Origin of the sequence: Nocardia sp. 2TAF39 (assembly GCF_052114905.1) — a bacterium.
Taxonomy (GTDB): domain Bacteria; phylum Actinomycetota; class Actinomycetes; order Mycobacteriales; family Mycobacteriaceae; genus Nocardia.
This window is the reverse complement of record NZ_JBFRFQ010000056.1, coordinates 20,665-42,094: the sequence shown is the minus strand read 5'-3', so window position 1 is coordinate 42,094 and position 21,430 is coordinate 20,665. Positions and strand designations below refer to the sequence as shown.

Annotated in this window: 18 protein-coding genes; all 18 read right to left on the bottom strand. The window is 66.1% G+C overall.

Features of this window, described 5'->3' with window-relative positions; all coding sequences use genetic code 11:
• Positions 1-2,595 (bottom strand): NAD-glutamate dehydrogenase domain-containing protein (locus tag AB4Z47_RS26855; protein ID WP_441954809.1); only part of this gene is annotated, 2,595 nt, incomplete at its 3' end.
• A 173-nt stretch (positions 2,596-2,768) separates the two neighbouring features.
• Positions 2,769-3,338 (bottom strand): hypothetical protein, encoded by a 570-nt coding sequence (locus tag AB4Z47_RS26850; protein ID WP_441954808.1) that lies wholly within the window; start codon positions 3,336-3,338, stop codon positions 2,769-2,771.
• 109 nt (positions 3,339-3,447) lie between these two features.
• Positions 3,448-4,473, bottom strand: coding sequence for a hypothetical protein (locus AB4Z47_RS26845; protein ID WP_441954807.1), 1,026 nt, complete (start codon positions 4,471-4,473; stop codon positions 3,448-3,450).
• An 83-nt stretch (positions 4,474-4,556) separates the two neighbouring features.
• Positions 4,557-4,910 carry a helix-turn-helix domain-containing protein gene (locus AB4Z47_RS26840; protein WP_441954806.1) on the bottom strand — a complete coding sequence of 118 codons (354 nt, stop codon included), beginning with the start codon at positions 4,908-4,910 and terminating at the stop codon, positions 4,557-4,559.
• Between the two features lie 16 nt (positions 4,911-4,926).
• Entirely contained in the window at positions 4,927-6,651 is a 1,725-nt protein-coding gene (eccE, locus tag AB4Z47_RS26835; RefSeq protein WP_441954804.1) for a type VII secretion protein EccE, read from the bottom strand.
• Entirely contained in the window at positions 6,648-8,006 is a 1,359-nt protein-coding gene (gene mycP / locus AB4Z47_RS26830) for a type VII secretion-associated serine protease mycosin (RefSeq protein ID WP_441954802.1), read from the bottom strand. The genes eccE and mycP overlap by 4 nt, the downstream gene beginning before the upstream one ends.
• Entirely contained in the window at positions 8,006-9,529 is a 1,524-nt protein-coding gene (gene eccD / locus AB4Z47_RS26825; protein WP_441954800.1) for a type VII secretion integral membrane protein EccD, read from the bottom strand. Before eccD ends, mycP begins: the two co-directional genes overlap by 1 nt.
• Positions 9,526-11,061: a MinD/ParA family ATP-binding protein gene (locus tag AB4Z47_RS26820; protein ID WP_441954798.1), complete on the bottom strand. Its 1,536-nt coding sequence runs from the start codon at positions 11,059-11,061 to the stop codon at positions 9,526-9,528. Before AB4Z47_RS26820 ends, eccD begins: the two co-directional genes overlap by 4 nt.
• A gap of 34 nt (positions 11,062-11,095) precedes the next feature.
• A complete protein-coding gene (locus tag AB4Z47_RS26815; protein WP_441954796.1) occupies positions 11,096-11,926 on the bottom strand; it encodes an ESX secretion-associated protein EspG in 831 nt (276 codons plus the stop codon).
• A gap of 59 nt (positions 11,927-11,985) precedes the next feature.
• Entirely contained in the window at positions 11,986-13,326 is a 1,341-nt protein-coding gene (locus AB4Z47_RS26810) for a PPE domain-containing protein (protein ID WP_441954794.1), read from the bottom strand.
• A 30-nt stretch (positions 13,327-13,356) separates the two neighbouring features.
• A complete protein-coding gene (locus tag AB4Z47_RS26805) occupies positions 13,357-13,674 on the bottom strand; it encodes a hypothetical protein (protein WP_441954792.1) in 318 nt (105 codons plus the stop codon).
• Positions 13,675-13,877: 203 nt separating this feature from the next.
• On the bottom strand, positions 13,878-14,093 hold the full coding sequence (locus tag AB4Z47_RS26800; RefSeq protein WP_441954790.1) for an ESX secretion-associated protein EspG: 216 nt from the start codon (positions 14,091-14,093) through the stop codon (positions 13,878-13,880).
• Between the two features lie 62 nt (positions 14,094-14,155).
• The gene (locus AB4Z47_RS26795) at positions 14,156-14,473 is read right to left on the bottom strand and encodes a hypothetical protein (RefSeq protein ID WP_441954788.1); all 318 of its coding nucleotides are present in this window, start codon (positions 14,471-14,473) and stop codon (positions 14,156-14,158) included.
• Between the two features lie 45 nt (positions 14,474-14,518).
• On the bottom strand, positions 14,519-14,830 hold the full coding sequence (locus AB4Z47_RS26790; RefSeq protein WP_441954786.1) for a WXG100 family type VII secretion target: 312 nt from the start codon (positions 14,828-14,830) through the stop codon (positions 14,519-14,521).
• Positions 14,831-14,844: 14 nt separating this feature from the next.
• The gene (locus AB4Z47_RS26785) at positions 14,845-15,327 is read right to left on the bottom strand and encodes a hypothetical protein (RefSeq protein WP_441954784.1); all 483 of its coding nucleotides are present in this window, start codon (positions 15,325-15,327) and stop codon (positions 14,845-14,847) included.
• A 36-nt stretch (positions 15,328-15,363) separates the two neighbouring features.
• The gene (locus AB4Z47_RS26780; RefSeq protein ID WP_441954782.1) at positions 15,364-15,702 is read right to left on the bottom strand and encodes a hypothetical protein; all 339 of its coding nucleotides are present in this window, start codon (positions 15,700-15,702) and stop codon (positions 15,364-15,366) included.
• A 95-nt stretch (positions 15,703-15,797) separates the two neighbouring features.
• Positions 15,798-19,799, bottom strand: coding sequence for a type VII secretion protein EccCa (gene eccCa / locus AB4Z47_RS26775; protein ID WP_441954780.1), 4,002 nt, complete (start codon positions 19,797-19,799; stop codon positions 15,798-15,800).
• Positions 19,796-21,349 carry a type VII secretion protein EccB gene (gene eccB, locus AB4Z47_RS26770; RefSeq protein ID WP_441954778.1) on the bottom strand — a complete coding sequence of 518 codons (1,554 nt, stop codon included), beginning with the start codon at positions 21,347-21,349 and terminating at the stop codon, positions 19,796-19,798. Before eccB ends, eccCa begins: the two co-directional genes overlap by 4 nt.
• Positions 21,350-21,430: the final 81 nt, after the last annotated feature.

Here is a 21,430-nt window from a genome sequence, read left to right as displayed (position 1 = left end):
GCCCACCGGCACGATCACCGCGTTCTTCACCGCCTGCGCCTTCACCAAACCCAAAACCTCGGTCCGGAAATCCTCCAACCGATCCGACCACCGCAAACCACCACGCGCCACCGAACCGAAACGCAAATGCACACCCTCCACCCTGGGGGTGTACACGAAAATCTCGAACTGCGGCCTCGGCTTCGGCAACTCCGCAATCGCATGCGGATTCAGCTTCACCGACAGGTAGTCCAGCGGGTTGCCCGCGTCGTCGCGCCGGTAGTAGTTGGTGCGCAGCGTCGCCTCGATCAGGCCGAACAGAGCGCGCAGAATCCGGTCGGTGTCCAGGCTGACGACGGCGTCGATCTCCGTCTGCACCCGCTCGGCGAGCGCCGCGGCCCTGGTGGCCGCCTCCGCGCCGACACCGTCCGGATCGAAGTGCGCGGCGAACAGCTCGGTGCACGACCGCGCGGTAGCCGGATGGGTCAGCAGCACGCGGGTGATGTTGCCGAAAGTGTAGGCGAATCCGGCCTGCTGCAGGTATTTCGCATACGCGCGCAGCAGCACCACCTGACGCCAGTGCAATCCGGCGCGCAGCACCAGCTCGTTGAGGCCGTCGACCTCGGCACGGCCGAACCACATCGCGGTCACGGCCTCCGGAAAGCGTCGTCGCACACTGGTTTCCGGCAGCGATTCGAGTTCCACCGAGTGCTCGAGGTGTGCGGAGGACTCACTGTCGAGCGCGTCGCGCAGCGGCGCCGCGGCGACGCGCAATCCGAAGTCGTAGATCCAGCGATCCGGCCGATCCGGCAGCGTGATCTGGTATGGCCGCTCGTCGACGACTTCCACACCCAGACTCTGCAATACCGGAAGTACCCGGCTCAGCGAGATCCCCTCTCCGGCGACATACAGCGTGAATCGCCATTCCGCCGAGGAGGATTCGCTTTGCCGGTACAGATTTGTGTCGATGGCGCCGTCGTCGAGCCGCTCGAGCCGCCGCAGATCGGAAAGCGCGTGCGCGGGCTCGTGTTCCTGCTGGTAGCTCGCCGGGAACGCGGCCGCATAGTCGGTGGCCAGCGCCTGTGGTACATCGGACGCGCCCGCGGCCTCGGCCACCAGGCGGTCGCCCCAGGTCCAGGTCGTCGCCAGCAACAGCTCCTGGATCCGCTCACGGTTCTCGTCGGAGATGTCGGCAGCTTCCGCACCGGGCTTGCGGTGCACCGTGAAGTAGACGACGGCCAGTTCCGATTCGGTGGCCCGCGCCGAATAGGCGATCTGCTCGGCGTCGAATTCGGCTCGCAGGATGTCGCCCATGCGCAGACGGACTTCGGTGGAGTAGCGGTCGCGCGGCAGATAGACCAGGCAGTAGATGGCGTCGCTGCGCGCGTCGCGCCGGATGAACAGCCGCACCTGCCGCCGCAGGCCCAGATTCATGACCGCGGACACGGTTTCGAACAGCCTGCGCGCGTCGGTGGAGAACAGCTCGACCCGCGGGAACGACTGCAGCATCTCCAGCATCGCCTGCCCGGAGAACGAATCGAGCCCGAAACCGGCCCACTCGATGACCTGCAGCACGCGACGCGAGATGACCGGGATGTCGAGGATGTTCTCGTGCAGACCCGCGACGGTGAAGGTGCCCACGAAGACGTGCTCGCCCTTCACCATGGCGACAGTGTCGCCCCAGGACGCGCGACCACTGGGATCGGTGCCGCCATAATCGGCGACGCTGATGAAGTACAGATCCCGTGAACCCGGCAGCAGCGAGTCCACCGAGCCGTTGGCCATGCGAAGGACCGTCCGTTTCGCGCCGACCACGGGCACGCTGATATCCGCGACAGCTCCGTTGCTGAGCACGCCGAGCCCGGTGCCCGGCAGCTGCCACGGCTCGAAAGCCGCGTCCGCACTCGGCGCGGAGCGACGGAAGTGATAGTAGCCGTAGCCGAGCGGAGTGAAGTGCCCATCGGACAACCAACGCAGCAAGTTGGAGGTTTGGGGGATCTCGGCGTCGTCAGCCCATTTGGCGGCTTGGTCGAGCTGGTCGGCGACGGTGTTCAGCACCTCGACCATGGTCGGGGTGTCGTCGGCGACCTGGCGCAGGTCGGCCAGCAGCGGCGGCAGTGCACGCTCGATACGATCCACCAGCTCGTCGGACAGGCCGGTGCCCAGCTGCACGTGGATCCACGACTCGCGCAGCGTCTTTCCGTCGGTCTCGCCGGTCGGTTCAGCTTCGCCGTCGCGGGGCGCGATGGTCAGCAACTTGCCATCGGCGTCGCGGGAAACGTCGAACACCGGGTGCACCACCTCGGTGACCGTCGCGCCGAGCCGACGCAGTGCAGCGGTGACCGAGTCGACCAGCAGCGGCATATCGTCGTTGACGATCTGGATCGCAGCGCCCAGCTCTGCGCTGTCGTCCTGGCGGTAGACCCGGCTGATCGCCGACCCGGGGGCACGGGTGGCGGCCAGCTCGAGATGCTGCCGGAAAATCCGCTCGGCCCGATCCGTGATCGCCGAGGTGGAGGAACCCGGCTGGATCCACCGGAAGTAGACCGCCTCTAGTTCGGTCGGATCATTGCGGAACCGCTGTGGTGTCATCGTCTGCTGGGTGGTTGCCACCATCGATCCGTTGCCTTCCCGAGAACTGCGCTCGTACGTTTTCGTACTTCGAAAATAACGTACCGCTATATAACGGCACAATCAACAGTGTAACAATAATTACTCTCGCCGGACAGCGGTCGCGTGCTTGCGGATCAGGGATTTTTCCGGCCCGACGGAGTGTGAGCAATGTGCCGTCAGCGGACCAGTCCCGCTCGCGAGAGGAAGGTCTGGGCGGCAGCCTTACCGGCGAACGTCCCAGTCTCCAACCGCAGACCCACGCGAGTGTCCGCGTACCAGACGGTTGCCGACGGCCCGATCGCGGCATAGACGGGCCCATCGACAAGTACTGTCCCGCCCGCACCGCGCCAACGAGAGATTGTGTCGGCCAAGCGATCCGGCTGCGCGCGCTCGGCATAGAAGGTCAGGTCCCTGCCGCCCGCGATGCCACCGAAGAGCATCGGATGATTGGCGGCGATCACGCATTTCTCGCCCTGCCCACCAGAATCCATCGGCTGACACGACGCCGCCGACCGCAACGGCTCCGGCACAACTTCCTCCGACGTGGCGCCGGGAAGCGAGGGCAGCTCGATCGAACAGGACCGGGCGACGACGACGCCGAGCACGATCAGGACCAGGATGGCCACACCGAGCGCGCGCCACTGCCACCGCGGAAAGCCTGCAACCACAACCTTTTCCGCCTCGGCACCGAGCTTCTCGGCGACCTTGACGAGCTTGGCGGGTGCCTGCTCGACAACGGACTCCACAGCGTGCACGACAGCGCGTAACGGCGCCCCACAGTGCCCGCAGCGGGAGTCGGCACCGGTATTGCGATGCGCACAGTACTGGCAGATCAGCTCGGGCGGCCTCGACACGTCAGCGCCCCGTGACGACGACCGAGGAGATCGCAGTCGTGTTGATCGACGCATCACCCTTGGATTCGAGCACGGTCAGCACGATCTTCGAGGCGCTCACCGGCGGCTCGATCTTGGTCACCACCAAGGTGCGCTGGTCGAGCGTCGGCTGGGTGTAAACGGTCTTGTTCCCATCGTCGAATTGATACGAAACCCGGCTGACCGTGCGGTACTTCGCCCACTGGTCGGTGCCGTCCGACCCGATGTTGTCCCAGCCGGGCATGATGCCGACCGAGTCGATCTGATAGGTCTTGCCCAGATCGATCGTCATGACCTGGCCGTCGACCTTGTAGGCGCGTACGCACGACCACGCCTTGCCCGACTGTCCGCCGAAGGCGTCCATCGCCGACGTGCTGCCCGGCGGGCATTTCGAATCCGCGGATTTCACCTGGATCAAAGAGCCCGCCGCTGGAGCGGCCGAAGTCGCGGGTGCCGCCGAGGTCGGCGGCGGAGTGACGACCAGGAGCTTATCCTGTGCGGTGTCCTTCTCCTGGCCTCCGGTGGTGATCAGCAGCAGCACGAGCAGCACCGCGACAACCGCGCCGACAGCCAGCGCCACCTTTGGTTTACGCAGCTGGGTGAGGGCGTCACGCCCGACCTGCTTGGCCTGCGCGAGCCGGTCCGCCTGGGTGGACGCGGGGCGTTCTGGTTCTGGTTCCGGCTCCTCTGGCGCGTTCGCCTTGGCGGCGACCGCGGAATAGTCGGCCGCGTAATCCATTGCGGGACTGGAGTCCGGCGACTGACCGTTCAGCAGCGCGAGGATTCGCTCGCTCGCCCGCGGACCGTCGGCGTTGCGCCGCCGCGGCGCTGACACTTCCAGCTCCTCGTCGACGTCGGGAATACCGAATGTGGCCGCGCTGTACTCCGGCTGCTCGGGATTCTCGCGCGTCGCCACGCTGGACTGCCCGAACGACGGATCGGACAGCAACGCGTCCAGGACCACACCTCGATGACGGAGAAATACATCTCCCGGGTCCTCGTCGGGCATGATTCGGATCGTATCCGGACCGGGCCGCACGCCGGGCCGGCGCTATTCCCGCTGGAGAGAACAGCTGACGGGTCCGGTCAGGGTCAGCGCTTCTTTTCCTCGGTCACAAAATACTCCGGTGGCACATCGAACACGCGAGCCAGCGCGATCACCAGGTCCAGCCGCGGGATCGCGTCACCATGGATGAGCCGGTACAAACCGGACTGCGACACCGGCACGTCCGGATACGCCAGTTCCAAATGCTGCGCCAGCGAGTACAGCGTGAGCGAGCGCGTCGATCCGTCCTCGGTCGAGACGACGGATTCCGCGATCAGCTCCGACAGCCGGCTGGAAAATATCGCCGCTGCCGCCTGTCTCGGGGTTAGTGCGTCCCCGGCCTCCGGATGAGGGAGATCGCCACCATCGGAATGGGTGTCCGCTACCACGGTGATAGACATTAACCGACCACTCCCATCAGCTCACGCGACGGCCACCAGGTTGCGGCGGCGCAACCGTGGAGCCCGGGGCCCCCGCGCCAATCGCGGGCGGGCCGTCGACGGAATCGAAATAACGTGTTTCGCCTCTCGGCTCGATCAGGTCGACCCGGACAGTGCGCATCGGAATGCTCACGTCCACCGCGGTCGCGCTGACCTGATTGATCGCGAGATCGACCGAGCGCCTGCGCGGACCGCCAGGCTCGCTGATGGTGACCGTCGTGTGCGCGCTCGACGCGCGCGGCGGCAGGTGATCGAAGACGGCAATGGTCGCGGGAATCTCCGCGGCCGGATCGCTCTCGCCGCCTGGTCCACCAGTGCCGTGGCCCGCCATGCGCAGCGAGCGGGGGTCGCCGACCGCGGCGACAAGCTGCCGCCAGCTGTCCGGCCGCGCCGAGTGAATCTCCACATCCGCGCCGACCACCATCGCCCGCAGGACGATCTGCTGGGCGACCGGCAGCATCGCATGCACATCGATCGTCCGTCTGCGTGGGTTGTACCGTGCCGGGTCGAACAGCGGCAGTGCCAGGGTGTGCCGCGGCTGACCGCTGATCGCGCCCAGGATCTGGCCGTTGGGGCCGATGGCGATGGCAAGGTCGGCGACGAGGTCATCGGGGGCGATGTCGGAGCCGGATTCGGAACCGCGCAGGACACGCACCGAGGTGCCGGTAGGCAACGAGGCCATCAGCGCTATTGACTGGCCGCCCCCGAGCAGCCGCAGGTAATCCGGCGGCGCGGTGGTCACGGCCGGGCCGATGAACCGCACGAGCGCACGCGGACCCGCCGTGTTGTCGGTCAGGTTCACCACGAGCGTGGTGCGGCCGCGGTTCCAGGTCCAGCAGTCATCCAGGCCGACGCCGTCCAACCGCGTCCAGTCGATCAGGAAGCTGGTGACGCAGCGGCCGGGCACCGAAGATTCCAGGCAGCTCCAGGTCTCCCGCAGGTCGGTCAGCTCGACCCCCGCGTGCAGCAGCCGCGTCGCGTCCCGCAGGGCCGCCGCAGGGAGCGCGTGCGCGGCGATTCCGCGTTCCCGTAGCCGCCCCGCGATCCGGTGCGCGGCGGTGGCCAGCGCCTTCGGGGCGACCACCGCGCAAGGGCCGCGCTTGCTCAGCGCGGCCAGGTTGCGTTCTTGGTCGAGCCGCACCACCAGCCAGGTCAGCCGGTCGCCGACCACCGGGTGGGAGCCGATCAGCTGGTCGTACAGCATGCTGTAGCTGCCGGTCGACCGGACGCGCTGCCCGGTCGTCACGATGTCGATATCGACGGCGATGCCGAAATGGTCGAGCATAGGGCGCAGTATGTCGACGGGAATGGTGTCCTCGGTGTAGAGGGTTCGCTCCGCGATGACCGTTGGAAGATCGAGGTTGGGGGCGAGCTGGATCATCGCGACCAGTGTGGTGTCCGCTTCGTTGATCCCGCACACGCCCGCCGCGACCTCCACGTCGCGGATCCGGGCGAGTACCACCCGTTCGCGCGCCCTGGCGGTACGGCCGAAGCGGAACTCCGCCCAGTCGAGCAGCCAGCGAGCGCTGGTGCGTCCGTTCACCCGCACGGTCACGGTCGTGACCAGGAACGTAACGACCACCGCGCTCACCCACCACGGGGTCTTGGCCGACAGGCCGACCAGCAGCGGGCTGCCGACGACCACGATCGCGGCGAAAGGAACACGTTCGACGCCGGCGACCCGAATACTCGGAAGGCTCACCGCCGCCTCCGCACCAGTGCATTCACACGGCTCCCGCCGAGACCGAGCAGCACGGCCACGACGATGACGGTGGTCGCCGTGACCGCGGGCCGCGGATCCTTCGCACGCGGCGGGGCCGGCATGGTCAGCTCCGAGGATCGGAACAGCCCGGCGGGCTGCTGCGGCGGTGTGCGGTAGCTCAGTGCGGCCAGCGGGTCGATCATGCCCGCACCGACCGCGTTGTCGATGCCGCGGGCCGGAGCGTGCGCGCTGGCCTGCAGCCGGGAGGCGATCTCGCCGGGGGTCTCGTTCGGAAAACGCGACCGCAACAGCGCAGCGACTCCGCTGACGTAGGCCGCGGCGAAGGACGCGCCGCCGACCGGCACCAGTTTGTCCGGTGACCCGACAGCGTTGATCAGACCGCCTCCGCCGGGCCCGAGCGATTCGATGCCGGTCCCCGGCGCGGCCACCGAAACCCACGGTCCCGTCAGCGAATCCGGCATCGGTGCGCCGGTCGCGCTGGTGAATCCGACCGTGAGCACATCGGCACCGAACCAACCCGGCGTCGAAATAGTCTTCACATCACGCCAATTCCGCGCGTCGGCGGGCCGGGTCGGGTCGATGTCGGGGTTCTGCGAGCAGTTCGCGCTGCCCGCGGTGTTGCCCGCACCCGCGACGATGAGCGCACCACGGATGTGCACGGCGTGTCCGATGGCCGCCGACAACATGGACTGGTCCACCCGTGCGTCCGCGGGCACACAGATCGGCAGCGAGACCGTGATCACGCCCGCTCCCTGGTTCGCAGCGCGGGTGATCGCCCGCGCCATCGTGCGGATATCGACGGCAATCTGCTGGGTGGGATCAGAGTTCGGCCGTTCGGGGCTGAACGCGCCGGAGCGGGTGCGCAGCGACATGATGCGCGCGTCGGGGGCGACGCCGGCGAATCCGTCAGTAGGGTCGGATGCCGCGCCGATGATTCCGGCCACCAGCGTGCCGTGCGCATCGCAGTCGGACAGTCCGTCGCCGCCGGCTGCGACGTAGTCGCCGCCGCCGATGAGGTTGGGTAGCCGCGGGCTGGGCTGCACGCCTGTGTCGATGACCGCGACGGTGACGCCGGCGCCCCGGCTCAACGCGCGGGCGCGCCGCAGGTCCAGCGCCAGTTCCGGCGGCGGAGTTCGGGTTAGATCGCTCTCGGGCAGCACCCCCGCGGCCAGGCAGCCCTTGTCCTGCTTGGTCGGAAGTTCCGGTCCCGGCGGATCGTCCTGCGGCGGTGAACCGACCACCACTTCCGGCGGTTCCAGCGCACCAGCGGGCGCGGCGGGGATGGCAAGCAGTACCCCGGCGAAGACCGCGACGGCAACGCTGCCGACCTTCATCAGATTCCTCGCATCGCGGTGTAGACGCCCATTATCCAGAAGGCGATCACCGGAACCACCAGGATGAGCGCATACTCCACCAGATCGATGACACGGCGGGTCACCGGCGACAGACGCTTGCCAGGCAACCGGATCGCTGCGACGCATGCGGCACACGCCGCGAGAGTGACCACCACTCCGACAATCAGATCCGCTGCTGGGGTCTGGTATGCCCCGACCAAGACGAAACCGACGCCACTCACTGTGACCGCGGCACCGGTGATCAGCGCGATCGCCTGGACACGGTCCGGATGCCAGCGCGACCGCATCGCAAGGAGGCCCGCGATGGCCGCGGACATGACGATCTCTCGGATACCCCCGGGACTGACCGCGGCCGTGATGCCAGCGGAGATCGAAAGCAATGCCGAGATCGCGGCGATCAGTCCGCGCAGGCTGGTCACCGCCAGCCGTGCCCGGCCCTCGATACCGACCTCGTTACTGCGCCGCTGCCGCTCGCTGTCCTCGGTGTGCTCATGGTCCTCGCGCACGGTCTCGGCGTCGAAGATGTCGGTCAGTGTGGTCGGTGCGACCTCGTTGCCGGGGTCGGGCAGATCCGGCGGGCGGATCCGCGCGATAACCACGGCAAGACGCGGCGCGGCGGTCAGCAGCACGATCGCGACGAACACCACGGCGGCCGCCACCTGCCCCACCGACAGATCGAGATACGTCAGCGGCAGGGCCGCGGCGGTCACTGCCACGCCGAGCACCGTCACCGCCATCAGCGTCGCGATCCCCAGCCCGCTCAGCCGCATCATGGTGGCGGCGGCGACTGCGGCCACCACCGCTCCCGCCGCCAGATTGGCGGCGGCGAACGGACCCGGCTGATCGTAGGCGGGCGGCACCAGCATCGCGCCACCGGCGAACAGCAGCGGAGTCGCGGACAACGACAAGCCGAGGCAGATTCTGGCCGCGGCGCCGCGGCGCCGGGCCGCCGCGGCTGCTGCCCAGCAGAGCAGGCCGAGCAGCAGGGCGGGCAGTCCACACCACACGACCGAACCGGTCCGGGTCCACGACCACGACAGCATCGCGGCCACCATCGTGGCCCCCACGCCCAACACGGCGAGGCCGACCACCGCAGCGGTGTTCGCGTCGAACTCGGCGAACTCGCGCTCGTTGATCAGGGCCAGCGCGTCGGTGATGTCCTCGACTACCGGCGTGAACACCTCCGCCGATTCGACCACCGACAACATCAACACCGTGCCGTCGGTGACATCGTGGTCGCCGAGACTGCGCCAGCGCGGGATCGGCGGCTCGCCGGGGCGGGCCAGACTCCACTGCCCTTGCGGCGGGGTGAAGTCGACGCTTTCGTCATCGATCGCCGAGGCGAGCACGACCAGCAGATCGTCGATGAATGTCTCGATGGTGAACTTGGTCGGCACCACCATGTCGACCTGGTAGGTGGCGATCATCACGGCGATCCGGGCCCGTGCGACCTCCGCCGATGGCTGCGTCCCGGTGGGCGCGGGTGCTACGGCAGTGCTCATCGCCACCCTCCGCGGTCACCGGACTTGTCGGCGCCGCTGGTCAGGTACCCGGGGAACCCGTCTGCCAGCCAGGCGGCCAGTTCCTCGAACGCGAGCAGCGACTCTTTCTCGAGCAACCGCAGGTCGATCTCTCCTCCTTCGGCCAGGTGGGCGTCGTAAGGCAGCACGGTTGTCGGGCGCTGGGCGGTCGCGAACAGCTTCTCGATGGCGTCGACGTCGACCGTCGGCTTGACCGGCTGGTGGTGCACGATCGCGACGATCGACTTCGCGATCAGGTGCTGCAGACCGTGCGCACTGAGCCAGTTGAGTGTGGCCACCGCGCCGGTCACGCCACCGACGGTAGCCGGGGTGACAACGACGACGGCGTCGCTGGTCTGCAGAACGGTCGCGGTCGCGGAATCGAGCACTCCGGTCCCGCAGTCGACCATCAGCAGGTTGTAGTGGCGGCGCAGCACCTCGACCGCGGTGGCGTACTCGCGGCCGGACAGCGCCTCGGTGGCCTCGGTGCTCCACGGCGAGGCGATCACAGCGAGGTCAGCCGAATTGATCGAGGTGAACGACTGCACCGCGGAGAACGCGTCCAGGTTCTGCGACCGCGCCAAGTCGCGCAGGGTCAGCCCGTACGGGTGCCTGCTGGTGCGGGTGGCGAGATCGCCGAAGTCCGGGTTCGCGTCGATCGCGACCACTCGGTCCGGACGCAGGCTGGCGAAGGTCGAACCGAGCGTTGCCGCGGTGGTAGTGCGGCCGACACCGCCCTTCACGCTCACCACCGCGATCTGATAGGTGGAGGTGAGCTGGCGCCGAATGCGGTTGCGGCGGTCCTCGGCGCGCTGCTCGGCCGGGGAGAGCCCCAGGTTGAAACCGACCTTGTTCAACGCGCCGCGCACGCCCGAGTTGGACCGCAGCTGGGCACGCCGCGCGGCTGAGATGTCGGCGAGCAGCTCGATCGAGCTGAGCGCGGCGGGCAACACTTCGATCCGCGGCGTCTGATCGTAAGCCGAGCGATCGACGCGGTCGGGGACCCACGGCGTTGCCGATCCGGACTGCCAGTCCTGATTCGCCGACGCCGAGTCCGTGTGCGCGACGGCCTGCGATGGCTGCTCGGCGGACTGCTCGACCTGCTGTGCTGTCTGGTACTGCTGGGCCGGTTGCTGCTGAGCCGTAGGTTGCTGGGCCGTGTGCTGGGCGGGAGCCGATTGGATCGGTGCCGCGTTCGGCCGAGCGTCGGAATAGTCCCTCGACTGCGCGTTCACTCGCGGAGGTGCACTGGCGCCGGCCGGCGGTGGCCCCACGACGCCCGGCTTCGGACGGTGGCCGGATTCTGGCACGGGAGGCGACTGCGGCTCACGCGGCGCTCCGACCACGGGATCGACGTGAGTGAACGTGTCGGCATCCTGGCGGCCTTCGGGGGCGGGCCCCGGCGCAACGGATGCGTCCGTCAGCTCGCCGGTCTGTGCGAAGAACGCGTCGTAGCCGCCGCGAGCCCGCGCGGCGTCGGCCGAATGACCGTTTCTGCTCGGTGCTCGATTCATTTCCGCCGTCCTCTCCACAACCACGGTCCGACGTTCAGTTCAGTCGGCTGGTGTCGAACCAACTTCGGCCGGGCAGCAGGTCGATCAGCGCCCCGATGCCCGACCGCAAGGCCGCATCATCGCCGGGCGCATATCTGGCCCACATCCGTCCATCCATCGCGACGCTCGGAGTCACGATGACCCGCCCCGACAGGGTATCCAACACGCTCACGGAGAATTGGGGCTGCGCTGAGCTGCCGTCGTGGTGCTCGATCACCACCACCTCCGCCCGCCGGACCACCTCAGCCAGCACCCGGCTCAGCACTGCGGCGGTATGCGGTTCCGCACCGAGTTCCGCCAGGGCACGCCGCCGTTCGTCCTGGTCGTCGGGGACCTCGTCGAATTGCTCGGCCGTCGCGGCGATCGGCTGGAACTGCAACACCGGCGCCGGACCGAGCGCGGCCGTGACGGCGCCCGACAAGGTGTCGAGCTGGCGATCCTGCTGGAACACCGACTGGATGACGACATGGTCGTCGGAGCGCACCGCGAGCACATGGGTCTCGCCCGTGCGCACCAGCGACATCCGCAGCATCCCTTTCGGCTCGCCATCCAAGCCGGTATCCAGGATCCGGACAGCCATCTCCACATCCGGCCGGTACAGACACTGAAGCCAGCGCTCGACTACCGGGTGCACGCGACCATCCTCGAGCACGCCCACCTCGGTGAGCTGCGCGGTGACTACGGCATGCACCCGATCTCGATCCTCGATCCGGTAGATATTCGGCAGCAGGGCCAACACCTGGGGGTAGGAGTCGATGCCGACCAGATGTTGTAACAGCAGGGCGGCATCGACATTCAGGTCGACTACGACTGGATCGTCTTCCACACTTTCACCGAACGCATTGTGGTCCTTTCTCTCAACTGGGTATTTGGCCTCGGCGTGCTTCACCGGGGACGTTCCGCCGAGGCGAGCACCGCTTCGTCGTCGACCCGCTCGATAACGCCGACCGCCAGCGCCGGTTCGAGCACCGGCTCGTCCTGGCCGCCACGGTCCTCGTACTCGATGACCCCGATGACGGGGGGTTGCTCGAGTATCGGAACATCCTGAGGTTCGCCCGGTACGAATACCTTCGACGGCTTCTCGTCGTCGCGGCGTCGTCGCATGCGCGCCTTGGGCGCCACGGCACCGCGTGGCGGGCCCTTTCGCGCCATCGGCCCGGACGCCGTCTCTTGCGGCAAGGCGCCGAATGCCCGTCCCGCTCCCGGATTCCAGTTGGCGGGCATCCGGAATCCGGTCGACGCGCCCGGCATCGCTCCGAGGCCGCCGCGGGCCATATTCAGCGCGACGAGACTCCCGGCTCCACCATTCAATGCGGCCAGCGTCGGCGAGTTCTGCGAGGTGCCGTAGAACCAGGACTGGTCCGTGGCTCCGTCGCCTATGCCGTTCGTTCCCGAATCAGCGGACCACGCACTCGGATCCACCTCCTGCGCCAATTGCTCCGGAGTGGTGGTGGGGTTCGTCGGATCCGTGGGCTGTGTCGGATCGGTCGGCTGCGTCGGATCAGTAGGGGTCTTATCGCCGCTCCCGGGGCCCTGGTCGGATCCAGTCGACCGATCGCCAGTCGAGGAGGAGGTGGAGGATGTAGAAGTTTGGGTAGGACCGGTACTGGTATGGTCGATCGGCCCGTTACCTGTCGGGCTGTCATAGGACGCGTAATCCGTGCCCGGATTTGCGCCGGACGCAACGGGCGGCGCCTCAACCGGCGGCGGAAGGGCGGCCAGTGTGGGCATCAGTGCCCCAGCGTATTCGGCCATTACCAAGAGGGCCTCGCCTCTGAGCTCGGCCAACTCGGCCTCGGCCTCCGTGAGCGCCGCTGCGGCCAACGTGCCCATGCCGGGGAGGGCCGCGGCGCCGAGGGCCGCAGCTTGCTGGAGCCGGACCCGGGCAACCCTGGCGGCCACCACCGCCATGGCAGTCTTCGCCAAGGAGCAGATGTCAGCCGCTCGATCCAGCAGCTCGGCGGTCACATCAGCCACCGTGGCCTGCTCACGCAACCATGCCGCATGTTTATGGAACGCCACCTGCGCTTGGTCGGACGTAAGCGCTCGGAACGTCCCCCCCATCTCGACCATCGACCTGTCGGTGTTGGCCGCGGCGGCATTCAATTGCTTGGCCATTAGCGCATAAGATTTTGCGGTCAACCGCGTGGTTGCGGTCCCGTCGCCGAGAATCAACGGGTAGATAATTGCTTCCGGCGCCAACGCGCCGAATACGACAGCAAGCATCTCATCAGCTTTCGCTCGGGCTGCCCGCGCCTACTCGCCGAATGCTGATGCGCAGTTGAGTACCTGGGCGCTACCACCGGTGTCGCCCTCAGCGAAGGCGACACCCACCTTTGGTAGCTCGACCGCACCATCGCTTCCCAGCGCGACCCCGTTTGCCGTCTTGGGGAAGAACAACCCGGCTTGCTTGGCGCACGCGGCCGGAATGAGTTTGCTCACGTCATCTTCCCCCGGCGAAAGCGGGACAGCGGCAGCAGTGGCCGCGCCGAGCATCAGCATCAGGTCTTCCGCGCTGACGCCGAGTTGGGAAGCGATAACCGTGAGATGCTCCGGAACAACAGCGAGGTTCATGGATGCCTCCTAACGACTGGTACCCACTCTTGGCGAGCAGTACATCAAAACGTTAAAGCATTCCCAACCATGGGAATGTCAGCCGCCGAAATCCGCGGCTGACCGCGCGAGCGGTGGGACTCCCGCATCGAGCCGATCGGAGCACAGCGCCTGCCGACGGCCGTCACGTGGGAGAGGTGGTCGAACCAGCACGGGCATTCCGGTCAATGCGCGATAGCAAGATGTACGCGGTCGTCCTCGACGATGCCCGCGCGAACGAGTTCGTCGAGGACGACAGCATGTACCCGAGCCTGGTCGGCCTCGTTGTAGATATTCGGCATCACCGCCAACACCGGAAAGTAGGAATCGATGCCGACCATGGACTGCAGCACCAACACGGCGTCCACGTTCACATTGACCGCAACCGGATCGGCTTCCATGTCACACCGCACACTTGGCCGAGTCCGGAATTGCGAGTCGAACCACGGAGTATCTAGATCCCTTACATCGCTCCGCCGGTTCCGATTTGTTGGAACCTCATGCCCTGGCCCACGTCGACCGCGCGGAACATACCGTCGATTCCAGATACTGTCTTGGTTGCGCTCTTCAGGGCCGTCAGCTGCTCGTTGTACTGGTCGATCAGCCTCCCAACGCGCTGCTGCAGATCGTAGTTGTCGGTACCCGCGGCGCCTTGGAAATTCTCGGCAACCAGATTGACCAGCGTCGTCCGCTCTCCGGCGTCGACAGTCATATCACTGAGCACCTTGTCGGTACGAACAACCAGACCTTCGACCTCATTGTATTTATTTACCAAAGCCATTTCGAGACAGCCTTTCAGATAAAGTTCAAATCGTGAACTATTGAATCAGAAATTCATATTGTATTTGTTGACGTTCGCCGCACCCTCTTGATCCTGGGCGTCAAAATGCGCGCCCGAAGAATTCAGAACGTCGACGATTTGCATGAAGGTCTGGTGCAGCTTGTTCCCTTTGTCGAGAGCTCCCTGCATCGCAGTTTGGATCGCAGTGCCGGTCTGCCCCTGAACCGCAGGGGCATACTCCATCTTGATGCCCTCCAGTATCCCCATATGGTTCTTGAAGGTATCAGCGAACGTGAAGAATTTCTTGGCGGCCGCTTGGATTTCTGCGGGATCGCCGGTGTAGCTGGGAGTACCCATTTGTTTCCCTCTCACTATGAGACGTTGATTTTGCCTCGGTCGGTTTCACCGAGGATGTTTGCAAGTTGTGCGTCGGAATCGTCGAGGCGCGGTTCAGGCTCATCGACGTACTCGATCACACCGATTACCGGGGGTTTCTCCAGAACCGGCACCTCCTGAGGTTCTCCGGGGATGAATACAGCCGCCGGCTTTTGGATTTCTCGTCGTCCCGGCGACATCGTCCCGTCTTCGGCGCGATCGCACCACGCGACGGACCCTTTGCGCGCGGGAGTTGCGGTAGTCGCGTTGTTGTTCAGCGAAGCCCCGAAGGCAGTCCCCTTGCCGAGCGACCCGATTGCGATATGGCCGTCGGCACTTGCCGCTGCCGCCAGCAAGTCTTCGTATATGGCGGCAGTGGCAGGCATCGGACCGGAGCCCAGCCCGAAAAGACTCAGCTTCACACCAGCAGTCAGCATCGCCGAGTCGCATTCCGGCGGATACGGAAAAAAGAAGGGCACGACAGCCTCCTCTCAATGACTACTGATGCTTTCGACCTATTTCGGTTCCCAGGCCCTGACTACATTTCCGTCGGCGCTGTCGTTAGCCTCATATTCCGCGCTGACCGGCACCAGCACCTCGGCGCCGTTGAGCAATTCGACGAGGCCATCCGCCGTAGTTCCCAAGAAGCCGTCGAGCCCCTCGAGTCCGCTGGCGTACTCCGCGAAGCGCGCAGCCTCTTTGCAGCTCACCTCGTCGAAGGACGCCGGGGGCGGGGTCATCGCCGGAGCCGAGGTGGCCACTACCACTACAGATGACAGCGTGGCCTGATTGACGCACATCTGCGCGCTGGTGGATTGCAGATGGGCCGGATCGACGGCGGCGAGGAGCACCATAGCGCGACTCCAATCAGCTTGACTACCATCTCGGATCGAGCGGTACCTAATGAAAACGGTAATTCATTCCCAACAATGGGAGTTGTCACAGAGATTCAAAGCTGCTGAGGCACCCAGGCCACTTGTACGAGATCTCTGCGGGAAGTCATCGGCTCCACGAAGATGCCCCGCCCCGGAGGCTGTTTGGTCGGCCGCACGTCGCCTATCAGCACACCGTCGAGCTTCGAGCCATCCATGACCAGACCTGAGGAGTTCAGGTTCTTCATCTGGCCGATCACGTTGTCGTAGAGCGCGGTGTCGGCCTGTGCGATGTTGCGCGCCACGATCACGTGCAGGCCGGTATCGCGGCCGTCGACGAGGATTTCCTTCAGCGGTTCCAGTGGGTTCATCGAGCCACGCTGCGCGACCATGTGATAGTCATCGATCACCACGAAGACCTCAGGGCCGCTCCACCAGGAACGCTCCGCGAGCTGACGGGTGGTCACATTGTCGGGTGGGCGTCTGGACTGCATCTTCTCGACCAGCGGCGGCAGAGCGTCGCGCACGTCCCGTTCGTTCGTCACATGCCCGATGAGCATGTCTCCCGGCACGGTCTCCAGATGCCTGCGGCGGTAGTCGATCAGCAGGATGCGCGCTTGCGAGGCGTCGTACTGGCGCCGAATGGAGTCCACCAGTGCGGCCAACGTGGTGGACTTCCCTGATCCCGACGAGCCGAGCACGATGAAATGTGTCGACACTCCGAAGTCGATCACGGCGGGGTTGAGATCGGATTCTCGGACACCGAATGGCACGACGAGTCGCTGGGCCAACGTCTGCGGCGCAGGTAAACCTCTTCGAACCTCGTCGAGGCCGATCTGCGGTGGCAGCAGTTTCACCTGCGGCGCTCGCCGGCCGGGATAGCGTTGGTTGACTTCGGCGATCGCGGCTGTGAGACCGTCCGCGGCGGAATCGGCATCACCAACGCCATCGACGCGAGGCAAGGACGTAAGCATGTGCAAACCATCGGTCGAGATACAACGACCAGGTCGGTTGGCGGGAATGGCCGCGACCACAGCGCGATGCGGGGTGAACGACGTATCGGCCAGATCCCCCAGGCGCATCTCGACGCGGGTTTGCACGAGGTCCTTGATCGCGGGCCGGATCGCGATCCAACGTGAACTGGTGAGCACCAAGTGGATGCCGAAGTTCAGCCCTTGGAGGGCGATCGATTCCATCACCGGGGTGTACTCGTCGTAATACGGACCATTTGTGCCGAAACCGATATCCCAGCCATCGATGACCAGGAAGACGTCGCCATAGGGATCGCGGTCCAGCCATGTCGCCTGGCCTGTGTTACGCAGAGTACGAAACTTCCGAGTGGTGTCGATACCGAACTCGGTGAACATCGACTGGCGGCTCTCGAGCAAGTTCGTGATCAATGCGATGGTGCGCCGAATACGGTCGCCGTCGCGGGCTGCGGCGACCGATCCCACGTGCGGCAGGTTCGCCAACGCCGACAACCCTCCGCCGGAGAAGTCCAGGCAGTAGAACTGGACCTGTTCCGGAGTGTGGGTCATCGCTGCGGACAATATAAGAGTTTGCAGCGCGGTCGATTTGCCGGACTGCGTGCCGCCGACGATGGCCATGTGCCCGCCGGCGCCGGACATATCGACAGACCATACGTCCTGGCGCTGCTGACGGGGCTTGTCGACCAGCGCCAACGGCATCTGCAACGTCCCCTGCGGCACGGAGGGAACCATCCGGTCCAGCGTAGGAGGCGTGACCAAGGGAGGCAGCCACATACGATGAGCCGGCTGGCCATGACGGGCTAGCTGCTGCAACACCGATTCCATCACTGTGATCGACTCTCCGTCGACCGTCTCGTGCGCGTCCTCGACCGTGACCGGCTCGACCACCACAGGCCGTGTGTCGACGATATTGCCTGTGGTGAACCGCTGTGGCGGCCGGTACCCGCCACCGGGCCGCCGCGCGCGTTGCGCCGAGGCCGCCGACACCTGCGCGGGTGGCGTATACCGTTCACCCACATAGGCGGCCTGGAACCGCTGCAGGTCGCCCGAGCCGACCCGCAGGTAACCCGAGCCCGGTTTCTTCGGCAGGTGGTAGGCGTCAGCGGTGCCGATCGCATCGCGCGAGTCGCTGGTCTGGTTGGTGCGCAACGCAATTCGATATGACAGGTGCGCTTCCAGCTCGCCCATCCGGTTGGCGGGCACCTTCTGCGACGCGAGCAACAGGTGGATCCGCAGTGATCGGCCGAGTCGGCCGATGGCTACGAACAATTTCGAGAAGTTCGGGTACTGCTCGAGCAGTTCGGCGAACTCGTCGAGAATGATCAGCAGGGTCGGCAGCGGTCGCAGGTTCGCACCCTGTTCCCGGGCCCGCTCGTAGTCGGCGACGCTGGCGAAGTTGCCCGCATCGCGCAGAATCCGTTGCCGCCGCGCCATTTCGCCGTTGATCACGTCTTCCATACGGGTAACCAGATCGGCTTCTTCCTCCATGTTCGTCACGACGGCCGTCACGTGGGACAGCCGGTCGAAACCGAGGAAGGTGGCACCACCCTTGAAGTCGACGAGCAATAGATTCAGTGTGTCGGGCGAATGCGTCGCGACCGCGGAAAGCACCAGGGTCCGCAGGAATTCCGACTTACCCGATCCGGTGGCGCCGATGCACATGCCGTGCGGGCCCATGCCCTCTTCGGCGGATTCCTTGATGTCGAGGTAGACGACGCCGCCGGCCGGATCATGGGCGAAAGGAATGTTCAACCGTGCCCGGTCCTCGTCGCGGCGCGGGATCCAGGCCTGCTCGATGCGGATGGCACCGGGATCTGCGACGCCGACCATTTCCTCCCACGAGGTACCCCCACTGGCTTGCTCGGCGGCCACCGCCTCGACAACCGTGGACAGCCGGTAGGGCGAGAGGTTACGCGCCATCGCCGTCATCGCGGAGACCGACAGCGTGTCGGCGACGCCGACCCGGCGCAGCCCGCGCGTGCTCACCTCGTTCAGCGACCGATCCTCTGTCACGGTGAACCGCAGCGCCCGCGGCAGATTCTGTTCCGTGGCACCGAGCCGCAGCCAGGTGCAGCCGTCGATGCCCGAGATATCGCGGTCACTCGCCGGACCCCCGACGTCGACGATCAGCAGATAGTGCGTGCGATCCAACGTGGGCTGCGAATTGGCGGAGAACGGGCCGCGATTGAGCCCGGCGAGCACTTTCGTCCGCAACTCGGCGACCGTGCGGTAGACCATCCGGCTCGACCCGATCGCGTCGGTGTCGTTCGGATGCTGAGTATGCGGCAGCCATTTCAGCCAGGACCATTCCGGAGCGTCCGGGTCGGACAGTACCGCGGCGACCGCCACCTGGTCCGGCCCGTGCAGCACCGCGATCTCGGCGATCATCGCGCGGATCAGCCCGGATACCAGTTGCGCGTCGCCGTCGATGCCGACCTGCGGCGCCGACAGCAGATTGATCGCGACGGGCATCCCGCCCACCGTGGAGTACGCCTTCGCGAACCGCGTCAGCTCGACGACGCCGACCGGATCGAGATCCGAAGTCGGTGCGGCCTCCGGCACGATCACGCGCACCTGGTTGGCGATGCGCCCTCGGCCGACCCGCACGCGCAGAAACTGCGGACTGGCGACCTGCACCTCCCACATCCGCTTGCCGCCGATCAGCCGAGCGATCTCGTCCGGGCCGGGATGCGTGTAGCGCAGGAAGGTGTACAGCTCGGCTTCCGCGCCGTGCACCGTCTTGCGATTGTCTGTGATGCTGCGCAGGTAGTCTTTTCGTTCTTCGTTGAGGCCCGCCGCTCCGCCGCTGTTGCCGCCCAGCGCGCCGCCCATCATGCCGCCCATAGACACGAGCATCATGATCGGGAACATCATGCTCATCGGCGACATGGTCCCGCCGCCGCGGAACATCATGACCATCATGCCGGCCATGGCCGCCACCATGACCACGGGCATGATCATCCGCAACCGCGACGGCGGGACCGGCCTGGGCAGCTCGGTAGGCGGCTGCAACCGTAGTTCTGTCACGGCGGGGGCTTTGGGACCGCGCACCATCCGAGCGGGCCGCACGAATCGGCGTGTAGTCGTCATGACCCACCGCCCAGTCCGGCGACGGTCTTGTTGGTCGGGATGCCGTCGTGCTGAAGGCGGGCATCCTTCTGGGACAGTACGGGGCCGACCGCGAACAGCGAGATGATGCTCCACGGCGCCGGAACCGGCGTTCGCAGCGCGAGGGAGGTCAACGTCGGGTCGTTGGCGCCGCCGTTCTGGTTGGTGACGAGGCCGTAGCGCACACCGCTGTCGGAGACCCAGTACAGCGATTCCCGCAGCGGCGACCCCGGTTCGGGGCCGGTCACCTGCACGAAACGACCGGTGTTTCTCGGCATGAAAGCCGCGTCGGCTGTGGTGCCACGCGACGACGACGCGGTCACCAGGTCGACGGCAAGCCCCTGCTCCTCCTGCGTCAGCGGCAACTGCCTGCCGACCAGGAGCTCGGTCGCGGCGTTCGGGTCGTTTCCGCCGCGTGACCAGTGGTAGCAGGTCACTCCGGAACGTTCGGGATCGACCAGCCGGATCGGCCGGGTCGGATAGGTCGCCGTGCCCGGCCAAGAGCCGGGCCGTAGATTGGCCGCGATCACATTTGGGCCGACAGCTCGGGTGGATACCGCACCCTGTGGGTCGGCGTTGCGGATCATCGCGGCCAGCACCGAACTCACCCGGACGACCCCCGTCTCCGAGACGAGATAGTACGCGGCCCCCTGCTCCGGGGCGGTCACGGTGAGCACCGACCCGATCGGCGTGGTGAATCCGCCGTTCAGGGTAACGACATTCCGGGATCCGGGTATGTCAGGCACCCGCAGCGGCGGCACCTCCGGAATCGCATTGATCAGCCCTTTGGAGGCGGCAATCACCGGAGCCGTGGAATCGATGCCCAATGCCAACGCGACCGCGGTATTCGACAGGTCGATCGCCGCACGAACGACACCTTTTTCGCTGTCGCCATAGACCAACCACGTCGTAGAGTCGTCACGCAGCAATCGTGCCTCACCGTCGGCCAATCGGCGATTGGCGTCTCCATCGACCGTGAGCGGACCGCCGATCGCGGTGGTGCGCACGGCGGAACGACTGATCGTCGGCAATCCGGTTGCCGGGTTCACCGGCGCGGCCGCGCCGATCTTCGCGGTGTCGCACACCGTCCACGACGATTCCTTCGAATTGCTGTCGACAATGCTGCCCGGCGCGCCCGGAATACCGACCCACGGCCCACGCGGATATTTCGACAGTTCGTCCTGGGAGACCTGCACCGGCTTGTCCGGGGAACCGACGATGAGACGCGCCGACGTCAGATTCAGCGCCGGGTACAGCCGATTATTGAGACGCACGAACAGCGCACCGGTGTCCTTCTCCGCCACGATGTTCGAATCCCCCACCTTCTTGGCGGGTTTGAAGAACGCCAACACCGCCGCGCCGGCGATGATCACACAGGCCATAGCGATACCGATGGACAGCGCCGTCGACCGGCCGCGCTGCGGATCATCGATCATCGAAGCATCCCGGTGGACCAGCGCATGCTCGATCCGACGCAGCAGAAAGCGCCAACCAGATATCTGGTGTTTGGTCACAACCCGGAAGCGCGCCACCGGTTTCAGTTCCTTCCGCCGACCTGCCGTCCACGATATCCGCCGGTCAGAGCGCGAATGCTAATGTGCTTCCCAATGTTG

Coding starts and splice junctions, on each gene's coding strand:
- AB4Z47_RS26800 (WP_441954790.1), bottom strand. CDS start 14,093: ATGGAAGCCGATCCGGTTGCGGTCAATGTGAACGTGGACGCCGTGTTG.
- eccCa (WP_441954780.1), bottom strand. CDS start 19,799: ATGACGACTACACGCCGATTCGTGCGGCCCGCTCGGATGGTGCGCGGT.
- eccD (WP_441954800.1), bottom strand. CDS start 9,529: ATGAGCACTGCCGTAGCACCCGCGCCCACCGGGACGCAGCCATCGGCG.
- mycP (WP_441954802.1), bottom strand. CDS start 8,006: ATGAAGGTCGGCAGCGTTGCCGTCGCGGTCTTCGCCGGGGTACTGCTT.
- AB4Z47_RS26810 (WP_441954794.1), bottom strand. CDS start 13,326: ATGCTTGCTGTCGTATTCGGCGCGTTGGCGCCGGAAGCAATTATCTAC.
- AB4Z47_RS26845 (WP_441954807.1), bottom strand. CDS start 4,473: ATGCCCGACGAGGACCCGGGAGATGTATTTCTCCGTCATCGAGGTGTG.
- AB4Z47_RS26790 (WP_441954786.1), bottom strand. CDS start 14,830: ATGGGTACTCCCAGCTACACCGGCGATCCCGCAGAAATCCAAGCGGCC.
- AB4Z47_RS26820 (WP_441954798.1), bottom strand. CDS start 11,061: ATGAATCGAGCACCGAGCAGAAACGGTCATTCGGCCGACGCCGCGCGG.
- AB4Z47_RS26795 (WP_441954788.1), bottom strand. CDS start 14,473: ATGGCTTTGGTAAATAAATACAATGAGGTCGAAGGTCTGGTTGTTCGT.
- AB4Z47_RS26805 (WP_441954792.1), bottom strand. CDS start 13,674: ATGAACCTCGCTGTTGTTCCGGAGCATCTCACGGTTATCGCTTCCCAA.
- AB4Z47_RS26840 (WP_441954806.1), bottom strand. CDS start 4,910: ATGTCTATCACCGTGGTAGCGGACACCCATTCCGATGGTGGCGATCTC.
- AB4Z47_RS26780 (WP_441954782.1), bottom strand. CDS start 15,702: ATGGTGCTCCTCGCCGCCGTCGATCCGGCCCATCTGCAATCCACCAGC.